This window comes from Bacillus sp. ISL-75, from assembly GCF_018613095.1.
In genome coordinates this window covers 155,316-171,552 of sequence record NZ_JAGGQX010000038.1, presented here as the reverse complement: position 1 = coordinate 171,552, position 16,237 = coordinate 155,316, and the positions used below count along the sequence as shown (strand labels likewise).

The following is a 16,237-nucleotide window of genomic DNA, read 5'->3' as shown; positions in this document are numbered from 1 at the left end:
AACTCTCCAACGGGGACTGAATCCATTTCTCCCAAATAGCGGTGTCACCGCCTGAGTTTAGTAGTATTTTGTCGAAAATAAAAAGAATTCAGTAACCATTCAACAATTTTTGGTAAGTGCACTCTTTTGTATTCTAATGTAATAATTGGTCCCTAAATAGTAGAAAACAAAAAAGTTGAAGAAAGAAGTCCAAAATCAACTTTTATATCGGTTAATCTTGGACTTTTTCTGTACCTGAAATTCAATTTTTGTAATACATTACTGATATAATCTGAAACGAAATCATAAATCATATGGTAAAATAATACTATAGTTAGATTAATATAACCGGGGGAAATAACAAATGGAGAAACAACCATCCTATTTTTATCAATTTCTTGAACCGATGTCAAAAGAGCTAGCCTTAGTTGCAAATGAACTTGAAAATAGTATTTTCAGTAGCCCGCGGACAATGCTTACCCATGCAAGGATATTTGTAGAAAATATTTTAAAACAGGTCATTCGAGCAGAAAAATTGCCGGATGAGCAATGGTCAAATATAAAAGACCGTATCGATATACTAAATGTAAACGGTTATATAAAACCCGATATTCGAGATGCACTTCATTATGTTCGACAAATCGGTAACCAAGCAGCACATGATACTCGGACGTTTCGTTTTTCAGAAGCGTTATTATCTTGGGAATCTATCTATAAAATCGTTAAATGGTACGTAGAGGTATATGGTTCATTAGATTTTACGGTTCCAAGTTATCAAGACCCATCACCACAGGTGAAACAATCGTTTGACATAGTAGAAATACAAGAGCGGCTCAAATCGTTGGAAAAACTTCTTATTGCATCAACTGAAAAACAACAGGGTAAGCAAGGAGAAGGGGATGCAGGAAAGTCTACAGAAGGTTTTTCACCTAAATCAGAACAGCCGGGTTTTACACCTATTCGTAAACTTATCTATAAAGGAAAAGAACTTGAAGTTCCATACTTCTTACGAGATGCATTTCTATTGCCTCAGCGATTTGCCATTTCTGAGACCTTTCTCATTAGACTTGGGGCAGAGCAGCAAGCGCGAATTATGAGTGAATTACCAAACAATCTAGAAGGATTGCATAAACATGTAAAACGATATAATGAAAAAAATGATGAAACCTTCTTTCAAGAACTAAAAGTATTTTTTGAGGAGGAGAAAATACGGAGACAACTTTCACTGGAACGGACAGGGGAACTCTTCTACTTCTATAAAGCTGATTACATAATCGTAACGGAAGAATTATCACAAATACCCCTTACCGCTGCTGAGTTCACAGGAATACCGAGCCTTTTGAGGCAGCTTAATGAAGATCAAATTGAAACAGTTGGACAGCTGCCAAAGGAGCTTGTTATTTTGGCTAAGTATTCAAATGTAGGAATCGGGACTGTGCAAAAGTTATTTGATCAATTAAAGGAAAAACAACAAAGTAGTAAAGTTCCTGAGCCTGTAACATCTCAATTTTAATGATTTGATAATTGATTTATGAGCTTCATCGAGGAGTTTCACAAAGTAATTAAGAGGATAGTGCCGACCACAAGACCTGTGGGCGGTTCGATTCCCACGCAGTCACGCCATACATATTTGAATCTAACCTATCATCTTTTCAAATCTCTAAACGATTAGCAGGATTTATTTTGAAAATGATTGAAAATAGAATATAGGGAAAAATGAATAGAAATCTTTGAATAAACAGGTGATTCAACTTATGAAAATATTACCTGCGGAACGGGATGAACTGGAACGAAAAGGAATGAAATGGCTACTATTAACCAATCAAGTGCCCATTTTAAAAATAGTCTATCCTCCATCCAAAATGCACCGGTGGAACAATCTGAGGGAATTAGGAGGTATAACGTTTTGGTAGATTTGTTCATAAAGGAGTCAATTGTTTCAGATATAATCCATCCAAACCATACTAAATAAGCCATAAAAAGTTCCCCAGCTTAAATTTTGCAGGGGAACTTTTTTGTAATATAGATAAGAAAATTTGGGGTCTACCGCAGCCTTCAAAACTGCTTGAGACCTGCGTGCCAGAATTCTAGTGACAGTCCCCCGGTAAACTAAAGCTTTAACGCGCCGGGGGACTGACCCCATTTTTCCATTTTTGCGAAGCATGAGAACCGTCCCCCTGCTCCCTATCCTAAAAACTCAGAAATGCTATGAAATATAATATAGATGATTACTCCACTCACAAAAGAGATGGGAATGTTTCTGTTGGTGATTTTATTGGTCATTGGTAGTAAGGCGGTTCCGCCGAGGTAGAGGAATATGCCTGCGATTATGGCAATTGGAATGGCTAGAGCCTTTTCGTTTATCTCTATGAAATAAGATAACAAAATGGACATTCCAACACCTAACCACATAAATAGGCCTTGATATAACAGATTAATAACGGTTTTTTTATGATTTTGAGTTATGGCTAACACCGATGCGGCATAGGTGATTCCTTCAGGGATTTTATGTAGAACCAATGCAAAGGAAACCATTATTCCTAAATTGACACTAATAGAATAACTAACGCCGATGGATAAACCCTCAAGGAAATTATGAAGAGACATACCCAATGAGATTCCTAGCATGGAACCGTCATCGAATTCGTTGTTCCCTTTCCCTTTTTTTGATGCCTTTGACAAATAGGAAACAAGGTACATGAAAATAAGACCCAGCATGATAAAAAGACTGCTATTTTTTAGTTCAGCTTGAGTTTCTGGAATTAAATCAAGGATTGCTATAGACAACAACAAGCCGGCACTCATGGCAGCTACAGCGAGAACACTAGTTTGAGACCAGTTTTTCTTGATTAAAACAATCATGCCACCCAATATATAAGCAACAGACGAAATGAAAACAACGATAAACAGGACAATACTCATACATATTCCTCCAAGTTAGTTTGTGGAAGCATGGGGACGGTTCTCTTGCTTCTTTTTACTCCCTTCACCTAAAGGTATGATTTTAAAACAGGAGAATTGTCACAGACACTAAAAAAAAGACCAGATTCATGAGAATCCGGCCAAACCATAAAAAGACATTAAACAAGTTATATTTAATTACGAGAAGTTCCACATTATATGGTATTTCCTTCAATCAACTTGTAATCTACCATATTTTGTACTGGGACCGTTTCTCCTTGAATTTGTTTTAACAGTAATTCTACTGCCTTTGATCCGATGACATCTTCATCCTGTTTGATATGAGTGAAAATCATATCATTATACAACCATCCGGGATGGTCGAAGCAAGCAATGGCGTAATCATCCGGAATCGATTTTCCGAGGGATTTCAGTACTTGTGCAAGTACACAGGCGATTTCATACTCACAAGCAATAAATGCCGTTACATGAGAATTTTCCTGAATGAAATTCCGCAGCTTGATCTGATCCTCGAAAAACTCAGCTGATCGATCAAAAGTCGGCAATGTACTGAACATATCGGCTAAGATATAGCTCGGATTTACGGCAATCCCCTTTTGTAAATAAGCTGTTTTAAACCCTTGGATTCTCTCTTCGATTGAGGAGGTATATTCCTCTGGAGGTGAAACAAAAGCAATATGCTCATGTCCGCGAGTAAACAGAAATTCTGTTAGACTTTGAGCCGCGGTTTGATTATCAGTATAAACGGCGCAGGCTGGTATTCCTTTTAAATATCTGTCGATTAAGACGAGTGGAAATCCCTCCAGAACCAATCGCAGTAAGCTTGTTGTGTAATGCTGCCCATGGACAGGAAAAATAATGATCCCTTTCACCTGCTGCTGGACCATTGTATTGATGGCATCTTCCTCCTCTTCCTGGCTTCCATATGTCACCTTAACTAATAAGTTAAACTTCAATTCCGAGCAACGTTTCTCAATAATACTCAGTATTTGCCTGCCAAAGCAATCCCTAAAGAATTCGGGAATGATTAGTCCTATTAACTCATTCATTTCTTGATTTAGATGATCCCTTTGTTCCGAATTAGTCTTAGGACTAATGGCTCCAAAATCCGGAAGTGTATTAGATACAAAGGAGCCTTTGCCGCGGATGCGCTCAATAGCCCCAATTTGCACTAATTTCTCAAGCGCTTTTTTAGAAGTTATTCGACTGACCTGATATTGGTCGGCCAATTCTTTCTCAGTGGGAACCTGATCCCTTGGTTTCAATTGACCAGTCTCAATCTGGTTTAGCAAGTTAAGGTAAATTTTTTCATACAATGGAGTTTCCATATATCTCATCCCTAATAAGTTGGTATATTTAATATATCATATAGTACAAATTGTTTCAATGTAGTTTCATATTTTTACATGGGTATCCCTATTTTTCTTAAAGAAATAGACATATTTAATGCATTCAATAAAAAACAATCAACTAGAGCTTGAATAGTAATACGAAAATGCTATCTATTTACATTTTATAGTACTTTTGGATTGTTTTTGTGTGAATAGAAAGAAAATTCAAATGATATATTGACATGTACTTAATATATCAATTAATCTATTGATATATTAAGTTAGTATATTATGTTAAGGGAGGGATTAAGTACCAGGTGAGAGTAATCATCCATTTTTTTTAATCAAAATTGTAACCGTTTTCTTTAATGAAAATAAGCGTAAAAGGGGAGAGATTTATGAAAAAGAAGATGTTGAAGAAGATTGCGGCTGTTTCGATTATCACCGGCAGTGTTTTAGTAAGTTCAGCGTGTTCAAATCAAAGCACATCCTCCAACAGCAGTGATAAGCAAGAAATCAAAATTACCTACCGATCAGGAGGAGGAACAAACAAAGGGTTAACTGATTGGCTTAATAAAGAGATCATACCGCAATTTGAAAAGGACCACCCAAAGGTAGATGTTCAGCTTGCACCGCTTAATGTTTCAGAGGGTGATTATTTTGCCAAAATTGCCTTAATGCTGAAATCCCCAAATACGGCACCTGACATCGTCACAGAGGATACCTTTATGGTCAATTCAGATGCGAGTGCAGGCTATTTAGAGCCTCTTGATAATAAGATCAAGGACTGGAGTGATTGGAGCAACTTTAATGACAGCGTTAAAAAGGGTGTAATTGCTCAGGACGGAAAAATTTATGGGGTGCCATATAACACCGATTCCCGGGGACTTTGGTATAACAAGGATCTATTCCAAAAAGCGGGTCTTCCAGTTCCATGGGAACCTAAAGACTGGGATGATATCCTTCAAGCGGCTCGAACTATAAAAGAAAAGGTGCCTGGTGTCACACCATTATGGATGAACTCAGGTAAAGCCACAGGGGAAGCAACGTCGATGCAAACTTTTGAAATGCTGCTATATGGTACGGAAACGCCTCTATATGATACCGATTCGAAAAAGTGGATTGTAAAAAGCCAAGGGCTAACGGATTCATTCAACTTTATTCATACGGTCTATAAGGAGAAGCTGGGGCCGAATCTTTCCCAGGTACTAAATGGGCAGGGAGGTTCCATGGCATACCAGCAATTAATGCCTCAAGGAAAGCTTGCCATCGGATTGGATGGATTCTGGCAGGCAGGCACTTGGGGGGAAACGGGTGCTGCACCTTGGCCTGAAGCCTTCAAGACGTTAGGGTTTGCACCAATGCCGACTGAACATGGACAGGCTCCTGGAACTACATCCATGTCCGGTGGATGGGCTCTTGCTATTCCAAAAAATTCACATGATAAAGATGTAGCATGGGAGTTTATTAAATTTGCTTCAAGTAAAGAAAACAATCTTGGGCTCCTATCGAAAGAAAGGAATTTGACTCCGCGTACTGATGTTGCACAAGAACAAAAGTATCAAGAAATCCCAATGTTTAAAGAAGCCACTGACTTTTTGAAATTTACGCATTTCCGCCCAGCAGTTGATAAATATCCAACTGTATCGACTCAAATACAAACCCTTGTCGAAGACGTTGTATCAGAAAGAATAACACCAAATCAGGCTGCAAAGCAGTATCAGATCAATGTCACAAAAATTGTCGGTTCAGATAATGTAATCGAAAAATAGTCGCATAGGTATGCAAGGCTACCTTGCAATACCCTAAAAAGGTAGCCTTTAACATAAATAATAGGACGGGGTGTGAAATGAATACAAATACGGTTGTCTCACCAACAGTCACTATCAAGCAGAAAACGAAAAAGAATCATACGCTGCTGAAATCGGTTCTCTTTTTGTTTCCGGCATGGATCCTATTGCTTGTCTTTTTTGTTGGTCCTATTTTACTGACTTTTTATTTTGCGTTTACGAATCTTACTTTAACAGGTACAGCGGCTAAAAGTGTTCAGTTTATCGGTTTTCAAAACTTTATAACGATGTTTCAAGATCCGAATTTCCGGATTAGTGTGGTAAAAACGATTGTGTTCTTGCTTTTTTCTGCCGTCATTGGCCAGCAGGTTTTGGGGTTTATTCTGGCTGTCCTAATGAAGGAGAAAAACACAACATTTCGCCGGATCATTGGCATTATTGTCATTGCCGGCTGGGTAACTCCTGAAATCGTGGTTGCTTTTTGTTGGGTGGCATTTTTAAGTGATAACGGAACATTAAATATGCTCCTTCAGCATATTGGTTTAAAACAAGTTACATGGCTTTATACCTTTCCAATGGTCAGTGTGGTAGTCGCTAATATCTGGCACGGAACTGCTTTTTCGATGCTGGTTTTCCAGGCAGCATTGGATGATGTTCCGAAAAGTGTGGAAGAAGCAGCGATGGTAGATGGAGCTTCCCGTTTTCAAGTCTTGTTCCGTATCGTTCTGCCGATGGTGAAGGGATCCATTGTTACTAATATGATTCTAGTAACCTTGCAAACGTTAGGGGTGTTTACGTTAATTTTTGCTATGACAGGCGGCGGTCCTGGAACATCGACACAAACTCTTCCTATTTATATGTATAACCAGGCATTTGTAAATTACCAACTTGGCTATGGAACGGCCATATCATTAATTCTGCTCCTCATTGGTATTTGTGCGAGCTTGTTTTATATCCGGTCCATGAAGGTCGATGTTTAAGGGGGGAGTTAGAAGTGAACCGTTACAAAACTGAAAAAGTTGTGCCATACATCATTTTAACGATTATTGGTATTTTGTTTCTCATCCCGCTTTTATGGGTACTGTTTGCCTCTTTTGATCCTAATGCTCAGCAAGCATTGAAAATGCCCAGTTCCTTTACGGTGAAGAATTTCACTTCCATCTTAACGGATCCAGCCAACCTTCGTTCGTTTGGAATCGGGTTATTTATCTCATTTGGACAATCCGTACTGATTGTCGTTGTGGCCATCATGGCAGCCTATCCACTATCACGGTATGCTTTGAAATTTAAAAAGCCATTCATGTATTCCATTTTGTTCATGACAGCTTTGCCGATTACGGCAGTCATGGTGCCTGTCTATCAGCTCTTTCTTTATCTCAATATACAGGATTCTCTTATCGGGACGATTTTGTTTTTAACGGCATCCGGGTTGCCATATGCGATTTGGATGATGAAAAACTTTATGGATTCTGTGCCATTGGAATTAGAAGAATCCGCGTGGATCGATGGTGCATCCGTTTGGGCAGGTTTAAGAAAAGTGGTTGCACCCTTGATGATTCCTGGAATTTGCACGGTCGCGATCTTTACCTTTTCCGGAAGTTGGGGAAACTTTTTCGTTCCGTACATTTTAATCCAATCACCAGATAAATTTCCGGCCTCAGTCACAATTTTTCAGTTCTTTGGTAATTTTGGAATGATTGAATACGGAAAGCTTGCCGCTTTCTCGATGCTTTATACAATGCCTTCTGTCATTTTATATATGTTTTCGCAACGATTTATGTCCCAAGGTTTCAGTCTAGGTGGAGCTTCCAAAGGATAATCACTATTTAAAGGAGTGTTTGATATGTTTTGGACAATGGAAAAGCTAGAGAGAAGGATACAAGAACTAGATTCCTATCGTTATAGAAATATTCTGCCAGTGGCAGCGTTTCAAGCCCAAGATGATGTGGAAGGAAAAATTGCCGAAAAACCTCGTGAGGATGGGCCATGGAGGACGATGAATGTAGGGGATCGATGGGAAGGACGAGATCAATACATTTGGCTCAAAACGCTCCTGCCGATTCCTGAACAATGGGGTACTGAAACCATTGTTGGCGTGTTTGATTTCGGAAAAACAGGCGGTGGTAATAATTCAGGGTTTGAGTCCCTGCTCTACGTAAATGGAGAGCCGTATCAAGGAGTCGACATGAACCATCAGGAAGTATTTTTGGATGGAAGTACTGCAGGTACCACCATTGAAATGTGTTTCCGACTTTGGTCAGGGCTCGAAGGCGGAGGTAAACCGACCCTGCAGGAACATCAGTTGAAAACGGCTTTTATCGCCTGCCTGGATGAAAAGGTTGATGATCTTTATTACACCGCAAGGGCGGCACTCGCCACCATAGAGTATCTACAGGAAAATCAGCCGGAAAGGCAATCTTTATTAAAAGCCTTAGACAGGGCATTCCTTTTAATTGATTGGTCTGCGCCTGGTTCTGAAGGTTTCTATCATTCCCTTTCTGAAGCGCAAGCCGTTTTAAATGAAGAAATTGAGCAAATTCCGAATAACTACCCTGTAACCGTCACGGCGATTGGACACACCCACATCGATGTGGCTTGGCTCTGGAGGCTGAAACATACTAGGGAAAAAGCGGCCCGCTCGTTTTCAACGGTACTCCGTTTAATGGAGAAATACCCGGATTACGTTTTTTTACAAACACAGCCGCAATTATATGATTATATTAAAAAAGATTATCCGGAGATTTATAAGCAAATTGAAAAACGGGTTCAGGAAGGACGCTGGGAAACAGAAGGCGGAATGTGGCTGGAAGCGGACTGCAATTTAACGTCAGGCGAATCGCTTGTTCGTCAATTACTGTTGGGTACGAAGTTTTTTCGGGAACAATTTGGGAAGGAGTGCGAATATTTGTGGCTTCCGGATGTATTCGGGTACAGCTGGGCCCTTCCGCAAATTTTAGTGAAATCCGGCATTAAGACTTTTATGACAACGAAAATTAGCTGGAGTCAGTATAATCGGATGCCGCATGATACGTTTAAATGGAGGGGGATCGATGGAACGGAGATCTTAACTCATTTTATCACGACACCTGAAGATGACCGCTGGTTCTATACATACAACGGACAGATTACCCCCCGTTCTGTAAAAGGGGTTTGGGAAGCGTATCGTGATAAAGCTGTGAATCAGGAGCTGTTAATTTCCTATGGTTATGGGGACGGTGGAGGCGGTGTTAATCGTGAAATGCTGGAAATGAGAAGAAGATTAGACAAAATGCCAGGCTTGCCGGCTGTTAAGACAGGAAGAGCCGATGAGTTTTTCAAACGCCTTCATGAGACTGTAGACAATACAGATCAATATGTTCATACATGGGATGGAGAGCTCTATCTTGAGTATCACCGCGGTACCTATACCTCTCAGGCCTATAATAAACGGATGAACCGTAAAATGGAGCTGATTCTTCGTGAAACAGAATGGCTCAATACCTTGAGCAGTATCCTTTCGGGTTCATGGTCAGCATATCCTGTCCAAGATTTGGAGGAAAGCTGGAAAATTGTCCTGCGGAATCAATTCCATGATATCATTCCTGGTTCATCCATTCACGAGGTTTATGAAGACAGTAAACTGGAATACGCACAAGCCTATGAGCTTGCAGTTAATGCCTGGAAGGAAGCTTCCCAGTCTTTAGGGATAAATAATGGGCAACAATCGTTCTCCATTTATAATTCCTCTTCGTGGCAGCGAAATGATACGGTTACAATTAACACCAATACGACCGGAGATTTATTGTGGAAGAACAAGACAGGGGAAGTGCTCGATGCTCAGCAAACCTCTGATGGAGCATGGCTTGTCAAAGTAGATGAGGTACCATCTCTCGGAAAAAGCTCTATTTTTTATGAAACGGGAACGAATGAGATCACTTCGTCGTTTACGGTATCTGGAAATGGTATTTCGTCCAACTTTTATGAGATTTCATGGAATGAAAATGGTCAGCTGGTAAAAATCTATGACAAGAAAAATCAAAGAAATATTTTAGCACCTAATGCGCGTGGTAATGTGTTCCAAGTCTTTGAAGATAAACCAATGCGATTTGATGCATGGGATATTGATCTTTATTACCAAGAAAAGATGAAAGAGATTTCGGCTTTACAAGAAGTAAACGTCATTGAAAATGGTCCGGTCCGTTGTGTTGTTGAGTTTACATGGGTTTACTCAAACTCAGTGATCAATCAGAAAATGGTCCTGTATGCTGCAAGTCCACGAATCGATTTTGAAACGAAGATTGATTGGCATGATCAAGACCAATTATTGAAGGTCGCTTTTCCTGTTGACATTCGGGCAACTGAGGCAACTTATGATATTCAGTATGGAAATGTAAAACGTCCAACTCATTGGAACACGAGCTGGGATTACGCACGATTTGAATCTGTTGGCCATCAGTGGGCAGACCTTTCTGAAAGAGATTACGGTGTCAGCTTACTCAACGATTGCAAATACGGACATGATATCAAAGATAATGTCATCCGCCTTACATTGTTAAAGTCGGCAACTTACCCTGATGTTGAAGCTGACCAAGGTGAACATTTGTTTACTTATTCGATCCTTCCTCATTCTGGAAGCTGGTATGAAGGAAATACTGTCCGGCAGGCTTGGGAGCTTAATAATCCATTGACCTATGCCGAGGGCCATACACAAAGTGTTTCATTGTTTCATGTTGCGGCTCGGAATGTCATGGTCGATGCCGTTAAAAAAGGAGAAAGCAATGATCATCTGATTATTCGCATGCATGAATTTGCTGGTGCAAGAGGAACAGTGGATGTATCAAGCGAATTCCGCATTGAATCATGGCAGGAATGCGACTTAATGGAAAGAGGTACCTCCGAAGTTAGAGAAAATCAGCCCTTTACATTTGAAATCAAACCTTACGAAATTAAGACTTTTATTGTAAAGTTAAAATAACAGTGTGGGTGCACGGGGACGGTTCTCGTGCTTCTGTTTGGAGCTCGCCGCGTGCTGGGCTCCTCTTGTTATTTTTACATATTGGGGGAATAGCGATGATAGGTGCAATTGAAGCTGGGGGAACCAAGTTTGTTTGTGCTGTAGGCGATAATAATGGCGGGATTAGAGAACGGATGGAGATACCGACAACTGTGCCGGAGGAGACCATCCCGAAGGTGGTTGAGTTTTTTAAACAATTTGAGCTGGATTCGATTGGGATTGGGTCGTTTGGGCCGATTGATGTAAATCAAGATAGTTCAACGGATGGTTATATTACCTCCACTCCTAAAACGGGATGGCGTGATTTTCCATTTGTCCAAGCCTTGAGAGAGTCGTTCGATGTTCCGATTGGCTTTAATACAGATGTGAATGCTGCGGCATTGGCGGAGGTACGATTGGGAGCGGCAAAGGGGCTGGAGAGTTGTTTGTATATCACGGTTGGAACCGGAATTGGGGCCGGGGCTGTTGTTCATGGGAGGATCCTTCAAGGGCTTTCTCATCCGGAGATGGGTCATATTCTTGTGAATCGTCATCCACGTGATTCCTATCAGGGAAAATGCCCTTACCATCAAGCTTGTCTTGAGGGTCTCGCGGCGGGACCCGCGATTGAAGAACGGTGGGGGAGCAAGGGCATCAACCTTGTTGAACGTGCGGAGGTGTGGGATTTAGAGGGATATTACCTAGCTCAAGCTCTCATGTCCTATATTTTAATTCTTTCACCGCAAAAGATAGTTATGGGAGGCGGGGTTATGCACCAGCAGCGAGTATTTTCTTCTATATATAAAAATCTGCCGGAATTTATGAATAGCTATGTTTCTCTACCAGATCTGAAGGATTATATTGTAGCTCCGGGTTTGGGTGATAATGCAGGGATCACTGGGGCGCTTTTGCTTGGGGATATGGCGTTGGGGAATTAACTGGAACACGGCGGGGGAGCATGGGGACGGTATTGCCGGCATTTTTATGACATAAACTTCATAAGAAACCGTGGAAACCGTCCCTGTGGCCCATTTTAAGAAATCTAAATTATTACGGACTGTCTTAATTGTCTTTTCGGCATTATCCCACTATTTTGGTAGTCTACTTCAACCTATTCAGTTAAGGAGAGATTCTCGCAGGGAGTCCCCTGATAGGGTAATGCTATGCCCAGTAAGAACCCCAGTATTTCATTTCTTTTAATATGGTATGTAAGGATTGTCCTTTTTCAGTAAGTGAATATTCAACTGTTACGGGAACTGTAGCGTGAACAGTCCGAATTAAAACACCATTGGATTCTAAATGTCTTACCGTATCGGTTAAGGCCTTTGGACTTATTTTTGAAATAGCTTTTTGTAATTCTCCAAACCGTTTTGTCCCTTCGAATAACTCTCTTAATACAAGAAAAGACCACTTTCCCCCAATTACACTAAGTGCTTTTTCAATGGAACATTCAATCACTAAAGGTTTCGTTTCTTTTACTTCGCTCATAGACTACCTCTTTCTAATTTATAGAAACTATAAATTTAATAGTAATTAATATATAGGTTAGTATATCAAAAATATTTCAGTGGTTGTTGTTTAAATAAAGAAAACGTATACTTTTTTTGTGTAAGGGTTTTAATCATACATATTGAAAGAGAGGGAGATGAGACCAATGAAATACCGTAAGCTTGGAAAAACAGATTTAAATGTTTCCGTTGTTGGAATCGGAACTTGGCAATATGGCGGCGAATGGGGAAAAGATTTCACACAAAAAGAAGTAGATGAAATCTTAGACAAGGCCAAGGAAATGGGGATTAATTTGATTGATACAGCCGAATGTTACGGTGATCACCTTTCTGAAAAATTTATCGGCAGCTACTTAAAAAATCAAAAAAGGGAGGATTGGCTAGTCGCAACAAAATTCGGCCATCATTTCCATGAATCCTTTACCCGTACAAATCATTGGTCCGCTGGGGAAGTAGTTAAGCAGTTAGACGATTCTTTAAGAGCTCTTCAAACAGAGTATGTAGATATATATCAATTTCATTCTGGCAGTGATGACGTATTTCAAAATGAAGAATTATGGACTGTTTTGGACAAGCAGATTGAGGCAGGGAAAATCCGTCATCTAGGAATTTCAATCGGTTCAAACGAAAATATCTACCAAACGGACTTAGCAACGGAAGTAAATGCTCGTGTGATTCAAGTTGTGTATAACCGGTTAGATCGTAAACCAGAGGAACAAGTGTTTTCTTCCTGTGAGCGGCAAAATCTTGGGGTCCTGGCTCGGGTTCCATTAGCAAGCGGTTATTTAAGCGGCAAATATAAACCAGGTGTAGTGTTTGATAAAAACGATGTTCGTAATAACCATTTACAAAGTGAAGTTTTAAAACAGCTTCAACTAGTTGAAGAAATTCAACGAAATGAAGTCCCAGAAGGAGTTAATATGGCTCAATGGGCACTTGCATGGTGCCTAAAGCATCCAGCTGTTACGAGTGTAATCCCAGGATGTAAAAATGTAGAACAAGTTGAATTAAATGCACTGGCTGCAGACTTAGAATTGGTATCAGATGAGCATCCACAAGCTGTGTTTAAATAGGAGGAATTAAAATGCCAAAAGTAGTTGTAACAGGTGGCAGCGGCCTTCTTGGTCGAGATGTGATAATAGAATTTTTAAATCATGGGTATGAAGTTGTTAATGCCGATATAAAGCATCCAAAAGAAGAGCTTTGTAAAACAGTGATTACAGACTTAACAAATCTTGGCGAAGTTTATGGCGTCTTAGCAGGAGCTGATGCGGTTGTACATCTGGCAGCTATACCAGTTGCCTACTCCCATCCAAACGAAGTAACATTCCAAAATAATGTGATGAGTACCTATAATATTTTAGAAGCAGCAGGGACTTTAGGGATTAAAAAGGCGGTTATCTCCTCGAGTGAATCGTCCTATGGTATTTGTTTTTCTAAGCAAAATTTAGCACCGAAATATGTACCAATCGATGAGGAACACCCACAGCTGCCTGAAGAAAGCTATGGGTTATCGAAAATCGTAAATGAGAAAACCGCTAATATGATTCACCAAAGAACGGGTATGCAGGTTGTATCTATGAGGTTAGGAAATGTAATCTCACCTGAGATGTATAAAAATTTCCCTAGTTTTATACATAAGCCTGAATTACGAAAAACGATTCTTTGGAGCTACATTGACACAAGAGACGCAGCAGCAGCTTATCGTTTAGCAGTTGAAACAGACGGACTAGGTTCAGTTCCTCTATGTATTGCTGCGGATGATTCGAGTATGGATATTGAGAGCATGCAGCTTATGGAAACATGTTTTCCAGAAGTGAAAGATTTCCGCAGTGATTTGACAGGATTTCAATCATTGTTAAGTAACGAAAAGGCTAAAAAGCTATTAAATTGGAAGCCTGTTCATCAGTGGAGAAATTATGTAGAGTTATAATTAATAATTTTCTATAAAATGGAAAAGGAGAGAGATATGTTGACAAAAAATTTACTAAGTACTACTACGTTAAATAATGGTGTAAAAATGCCTTGGCTGGGGTTCGGTGTTTTCAAAGTACAAGAAGGAGAGGAAGTAGTTAATTCAGTAAAGACTGCCCTTGAGGTCGGGTATAGAAGCATTGATACTGCTGCTATTTATCGAAACGAAGAGGGAGTAGGCAAAGCTATAGCTGAATCGAACGTACCTCGTGAAGAGTTATTTGTAACAACTAAGCTCTGGAACGGCGATCAAGGCTATGAATCTACCTTGGCGGCTTTTGAAACAAGTTTGAACAAATTAGGTTTAGACTATTTAGACCTTTATTTAATTCACTGGCCAGTACCTTCTAAAGGATTATATGTTGAGACATGGAAAGCGCTTGAGAAGCTTTACAAGGATGGACGCATCCGCGCCATTGGAGTAAGTAATTTCAATGTTAACCATCTCGAAGACCTTCTTGCAAACTGCGAAATTAAACCGATGGTTAACCAAGTGGAATACCATCCAGTCTTTAATCAAAAGGAATTACATGATTTTTGTAAAAAGAATGAAATCCAGCTTGAAGCATGGTCCCCTCTTATGCAAGGCGGACTTCTTAACGACCCAGTCTTAGTTGAGATTGCAAACAAGTACAATAAGTCTACTGCTCAAGTGATCCTGCGCTGGGATATCCAAACAGGCGTCGTGTCTATTCCAAAATCAATCAAACCACATCGTATTGCTGAAAATGCGGATATCTTTGATTTTGAACTTACACAAGAAGATTTAAATCAAATAAGCACTCTTAATCAGAATAAGCGTCAGTTCGGTGACCCTGAAGTAATCGGCAGAGATTAATAGGAGGGAACTCTAAATGGAACAGCAAGTAGTCGTCATAACAGGTGCAACAAGAGGAATCGGCCGTAACACTGCTTTATTTTTTGCGGAAAAAGGATTTTCCGTGGTTGGAACTGGCAGAGATTCCGAAAAATTAAAAGAAGTTCGATATTTTAGTGGTCATTGAAACCGGAGGAAGCGCAGGCACTATTTATGCGTATATATTTTCTTATATTAACGGTCAATTAAGGCAAATTTTTAATTCGGATGTATTCAATGATTCCTACAAGTACGATGTGACATATGAAAATCAATACAAAGCAAAGGTCATAAGTTATCATCTCAAAGAAAAGTATATTCTTGACCTTACTTATAAGGGGAAGGAATATTTATCGGAAATTTATAGCCCCCAAGGTATTTTAAAGGCTCCCATTAATGGGTGGGTTAACCCTTTATCTGGTTTGTACCCGATTGATTTTAACAGGGATGATATTTATGAGCTCGAAGCGTATCAGAGGATAGCCGGCAGGTACAATGCTGACAGTCTGGGATATGTACAAACCCTATTGAAATGGAACGGTCAGGTGTTTGGTCCTGACAGGCAGACAGTGGCAATGTCGGGTGGGGAAATGTAAAAAATGGACTGAAAGTAGGATTTATTAGAAATTTCAAACAGGTAAAAGATTATCATTTTCAGAAAAAATAGAACACTCACCCAAAAGGATGAGTGTTCTATTTTACATTACGGTAGGAAAGTTTTTTAAATTTTCCTCTAAATGAAGTTACTTTTCTTTCTTAAATAACATGCAAGCTGCAGTTTCAGAACCAAGAGACTTAAAAGCCTTGATGACAAGCATAAGATTAATTAAACAATAGATGAACTTACTGGTAAGTATTTACTCCTTGGCATTGGTGAAGGTAATAATAGGAAAAAGAGTGTAAAG

The 16,237-nt window shown here is 39.8% G+C and carries 14 protein-coding genes and 1 pseudogene; 11 read left to right on the top strand and 4 right to left on the bottom strand.

Annotation, left to right across the window (positions count from 1 at the left end):
* Positions 1 to 343 precede the first annotated feature (343 nt).
* Entirely contained in the window at positions 344 to 1,492 is a 1,149-nt protein-coding gene (locus J7E63_RS16720) for a DUF4145 domain-containing protein (protein WP_215014427.1), read from the top strand.
* Between the two features lie 239 nt (positions 1,493 to 1,731).
* Here the strand turns inward: J7E63_RS16720 and J7E63_RS16715 are convergent, their stop codons facing one another.
* The 3 genes from J7E63_RS16715 to J7E63_RS16705 all read right to left on the bottom strand — a co-directional run bounded on the left by J7E63_RS16715 (position 1,732) and on the right by J7E63_RS16705 (position 4,229).
* Positions 1,732 to 1,956, bottom strand: coding sequence for a hypothetical protein (locus J7E63_RS16715; RefSeq protein WP_214711665.1), 225 nt, complete (start codon positions 1,954 to 1,956; stop codon positions 1,732 to 1,734).
* Between the two features lie 207 nt (positions 1,957 to 2,163).
* Positions 2,164 to 2,901 (bottom strand): ZIP family metal transporter, encoded by a 738-nt coding sequence (locus tag J7E63_RS16710; protein WP_215014425.1) that lies wholly within the window; start codon positions 2,899 to 2,901, stop codon positions 2,164 to 2,166.
* Positions 2,902 to 3,095: 194 nt separating this feature from the next.
* Positions 3,096 to 4,229, bottom strand: coding sequence for a GntR family transcriptional regulator (locus J7E63_RS16705; protein ID WP_215014423.1), 1,134 nt, complete (start codon positions 4,227 to 4,229; stop codon positions 3,096 to 3,098).
* A gap of 401 nt (positions 4,230 to 4,630) precedes the next feature.
* Here J7E63_RS16705 and J7E63_RS16700 point away from each other — a divergent pair, with 401 nt between their 5' ends.
* From J7E63_RS16700 to J7E63_RS16680, 5 genes are all read left to right on the top strand, one after another.
* Positions 4,631 to 6,004, top strand: coding sequence for an extracellular solute-binding protein (locus J7E63_RS16700; RefSeq protein WP_251026551.1), 1,374 nt, complete (start codon positions 4,631 to 4,633; stop codon positions 6,002 to 6,004).
* Between the two features lie 77 nt (positions 6,005 to 6,081).
* Entirely contained in the window at positions 6,082 to 7,002 is a 921-nt protein-coding gene (locus tag J7E63_RS16695; RefSeq protein WP_214711659.1) for a carbohydrate ABC transporter permease, read from the top strand.
* A gap of 14 nt (positions 7,003 to 7,016) precedes the next feature.
* Positions 7,017 to 7,841 carry a carbohydrate ABC transporter permease gene (locus J7E63_RS16690; protein WP_215014421.1) on the top strand — a complete coding sequence of 275 codons (825 nt, stop codon included), beginning with the start codon at positions 7,017 to 7,019 and terminating at the stop codon, positions 7,839 to 7,841.
* A gap of 24 nt (positions 7,842 to 7,865) precedes the next feature.
* Positions 7,866 to 10,976, top strand: coding sequence for an alpha-mannosidase (locus J7E63_RS16685; RefSeq protein ID WP_215014419.1), 3,111 nt, complete (start codon positions 7,866 to 7,868; stop codon positions 10,974 to 10,976).
* Positions 10,977 to 11,071: 95 nt separating this feature from the next.
* Positions 11,072 to 11,932 carry an ROK family protein gene (locus J7E63_RS16680; protein WP_215014418.1) on the top strand — a complete coding sequence of 287 codons (861 nt, stop codon included), beginning with the start codon at positions 11,072 to 11,074 and terminating at the stop codon, positions 11,930 to 11,932.
* Positions 11,933 to 12,155: 223 nt separating this feature from the next.
* Here J7E63_RS16680 and J7E63_RS16675 read toward each other — a convergent pair whose 3' ends face one another.
* Complete coding sequence (locus J7E63_RS16675) at positions 12,156 to 12,482, bottom strand: winged helix-turn-helix transcriptional regulator (protein WP_214711651.1); 327 nt, start codon at positions 12,480 to 12,482, stop codon at positions 12,156 to 12,158.
* Positions 12,483 to 12,648: 166 nt separating this feature from the next.
* On the opposite strand from J7E63_RS16675, the gene J7E63_RS16670 reads away from it, so the two are divergent.
* From J7E63_RS16670 to J7E63_RS16650, 5 genes and pseudogenes are all read left to right on the top strand, one after another.
* Positions 12,649 to 13,575, top strand: coding sequence for an aldo/keto reductase (locus tag J7E63_RS16670; protein WP_215014416.1), 927 nt, complete (start codon positions 12,649 to 12,651; stop codon positions 13,573 to 13,575).
* Between the two features lie 11 nt (positions 13,576 to 13,586).
* The gene (locus tag J7E63_RS16665) at positions 13,587 to 14,435 is read left to right on the top strand and encodes an NAD-dependent epimerase/dehydratase family protein (protein ID WP_215014414.1); all 849 of its coding nucleotides are present in this window, start codon (positions 13,587 to 13,589) and stop codon (positions 14,433 to 14,435) included.
* Positions 14,436 to 14,471: 36 nt separating this feature from the next.
* Positions 14,472 to 15,314, top strand: coding sequence for an aldo/keto reductase (locus J7E63_RS16660; protein ID WP_215014412.1), 843 nt, complete (start codon positions 14,472 to 14,474; stop codon positions 15,312 to 15,314).
* Positions 15,315 to 15,330: 16 nt separating this feature from the next.
* Positions 15,331 to 15,480, top strand: a complete 150-nt coding sequence (locus J7E63_RS16655) for an SDR family NAD(P)-dependent oxidoreductase (RefSeq protein ID WP_215014410.1) — start codon at positions 15,331 to 15,333, stop codon at positions 15,478 to 15,480.
* Positions 15,461 to 15,928, top strand: a pseudogene (locus J7E63_RS16650) (VCBS repeat-containing protein); the annotation flags it as partial. The gene J7E63_RS16655 and the pseudogene J7E63_RS16650, both read left to right, overlap by 20 nt.
* Between the last annotated feature and the right edge of the window lie 309 nt (positions 15,929 to 16,237).